The 2,830-nt window shown below is 67.9% G+C and carries 2 protein-coding genes; both read right to left on the bottom strand.

The annotated features are described in order from the left end of the window. Positions 1 to 1,945, bottom strand: a 1,945-nt coding sequence (locus DMB66_RS57870; RefSeq protein ID WP_125812469.1) for a Tat pathway signal sequence domain protein, incomplete at its 3' end; no start/stop codon positions are given. A gap of 81 nt (positions 1,946 to 2,026) precedes the next feature. After that, the coding region (locus DMB66_RS57865; protein WP_148112918.1) for a carbohydrate ABC transporter permease at positions 2,027 to 2,830 on the bottom strand (804 nt) is incomplete at its 5' end.

The following is a 2,830-nucleotide window of genomic DNA, read 5'->3' as shown; positions in this document are numbered from 1 at the left end:
CGTCACCGGTCAGGTAGTAGTAGATCCGCCGGTAGACAGCCGTGCTGATGCGTTGCTGTTTGGCGCTGTCGGCCCAGTGCTGCACGCCATGACGGGTGCCGAGCCCGGCCCACTTGCCGAGGTGATAGACGTCCACCTCGCCGGTGTGCCTGGTCATCGCCTCGGCGAAGCGGAAGATGTCGGCGCGACCGGAGCGGAGGAAGGCGTACCACAGCCACAGGTCCGGCGAGAGCTCCGAGTTGTCCCAGGCGTAGCCACCCACGTCGTACCGCCACACGAGGCGGTCCTCGTCGAAGGTGTGCATGATGTCGCCGTAGTCCCAGAATCCGTACCAGTGCCGCTGTTCCACCTGGCGCTGGTAGTACCCGAACAGGAAGTCCAGGTGGTCCTCGATCGCGGCCTTGGCCGGCTGCGACCGGTCGACGGGCGAGAACAGTCCGCCGAAGACCTTGCTGGCGACCAGGTGCGGGACCGGGTTGATCAGCTGCGGCGGCGTGCGTACCTGATCCGCCAGGGAGCCGAGCCGCTCCGCGGATGGCGTGGCCGCCAGAGCCCAGAGGGTGAGCTCGCTCGTGCGAGAGATCCCGTACGGCGTGCCGAAGGCGGGCTCGTAGTCCTCGTACGTGATGTTGAGGCCCTCGAGCTGCTCGGGATGGGTGTCCTGGCCCATGCCGTCGTGATAGAACCGCATGTCCATCGGTTCGGCCTCCGGCGACCACAGCCAGAGCGTGACCTCGGCCTCCTCGGTGCCGGCCCGGCGGATGTCGAGCTGGGTCGGATGCCGCTGCCAGAAGTCCTTGAGCCCGAGTGCGAATCCGCCGCTCACGCCGCCGACATACGCGAGACCCGACGCCCGGCGGCCCTGATCGACCGGAACCCAGCCACGGCCCTGCTTCGTCCGCTTCCGCACCGTGAAACCCTCGGACGACAGCTGGCTCAGCGTGTAGTCGCCCCACTCGGGGACGTACTGCAGCCGGGTGGTGACCCGCTGATCCCAGGTCGCCGGGTCGGGGAGCTTCGTGCCCGCCACCTGCGCGGCGCGTACGGCTGCGCCGGGATCCCGGCGCAGGCCCGTGATGCCCTTGACCGCCTCGCTGAGGATGCCGTCGCCCTCGCCGACGAACCGGACGTGCCGGTCGTAGGCCGCGTCCCGCATCGGCACGCGGAACCGCACGCCGAGGCCGGCGATGTAGTCGCGGGATCCGTCGCGGTCGTACACGAACGTGTGCATCATCCGGATGCTCTCCGCGCCGGCGTAGAAGGAGAGCCGGATGGTGAACGGCAACCAGGACTTGCCGCGCTTGTTCTTGTGCGTGCCCTCGATCCGCACCACGGCGCGCAGCGGTCCCGACTGTTCGACCGTGACCTTCCGGATGTCGCTCTCGAACCGGTCGCGCGGGGCCGCCTTCTCCTCGTCCTCCTCGATGCGCTCCTGGCGGAGGTTGACGAGCACTCCCTTGCGGGCGATCTCGACGTCCCCGCGCCAGATGTGACTGATCAGCTCAGCGCCGCGCTTGGGGATCCGAGCCCGGATCACGCCGGTGTCGATGTCGACATAGCCGCGCCGATCGGCGACCACGACCGGTGCCGCCGGGCGGGCCGGAGTCCCCGCGGAGAGCGTGTACGACTCCGCGGGGGTCTCGGCGGCAAGGGCGTGCGCACTCCACTTGAGCGTCCCGTCCGGCCAGTAGGCGAGCGGCCAGCTCTGCAGGGGCACGGCGTTGCCGTCCGGCGCGGCGAGTTGGAACGTCTGGTTGCCCGGGACGGCACCCTTGGGCCACGGTGTGCCCCACGTCGATGTGGCCGCCGCACCGGGCCGGCCCTCCAGCCAGGTCAGCTTCACCTCAGGAACCACGGTGACACCGCCGGCGGCCGGCACCATCGCGGGAGCGGGAAGGGCGGACTCGTGCTTCGGGATGAACGATGAGAGTGGGGCGGCTGCCATGCCGGCCAAGACCTGGCGTCGCGAAACGGGCTCCACGGCTGGTGACCTCCGAGGTTGGGCGTGCGGTTGTGGACGGTCCAGTCATTCCTTCACCGATCCGATCAGGACACCCTTGGCGAAGTGCTTCTGCAGGAACGGGTAGACGAGCAGGATCGGCACCGTGGCGAGCACGATGACGGCGAACTTCAGGCCTTGTTGCGGGAAAGTGGGCGAGTCGAGCTGGCTCAACACGTTCTCCGAGTCGGCGTTCGGCGCGGTGAGCTGCCGCACCAGCACCTGCAGCGTCCACTTCGCTTCGTCGTTGATGTAGAGCAGCGGCGACATGTAGTCGTTCCAGATCGCGGTCGCGTAGAAGAGCGAGAACGTCGCGATGATGGGTTTGGACAACGGCAGCACGATCCGCCAGAAGACGGCGAGCTCGTTGCACCCGTCGATCCGGGCCGCCTCCTCCAGCGCCTCCGGCAGTTCCTGGAAGAAGCTCTTGACGATCATCAGGTAGAACGGGTTGATGGCCAACGGCAGGATCAGTGCCCAGTAGCTGTCGAGCAGCCCCAGGTTCCGCACCACGAGGTAGGTCGGGATCATGCCGCCGCTGAAGACCAGCGTGAAGATGACCACGTTGAGGGCCAGCGTCCGGCCGGGCAGGTTCCGCTTCGAAAGCGGGTAGGCCATGGTGAGCGTCAGCATCACCTGGACCAGCGTGCCGACCGCCGTCACCCCGACGGTGGTGAGCAGCGCGCGGATGAAGACGTCGGTGGAGAACATGTAGTCGTACGCGTCCGTGACGAAGTTTCGCGGCCAGAGGAAGAACGGCCGCGAGTCGATCTCGGACTCGGTGGCGAACGATCCCGCGAGAACGTAGAGCAGCGGCAGCACGGTGACGGC

The sequence above is a fragment of the Actinoplanes sp. ATCC 53533 genome, assembly GCF_003947245.1.
This window is presented reverse-complemented; position numbering and strand designations above follow the sequence as displayed.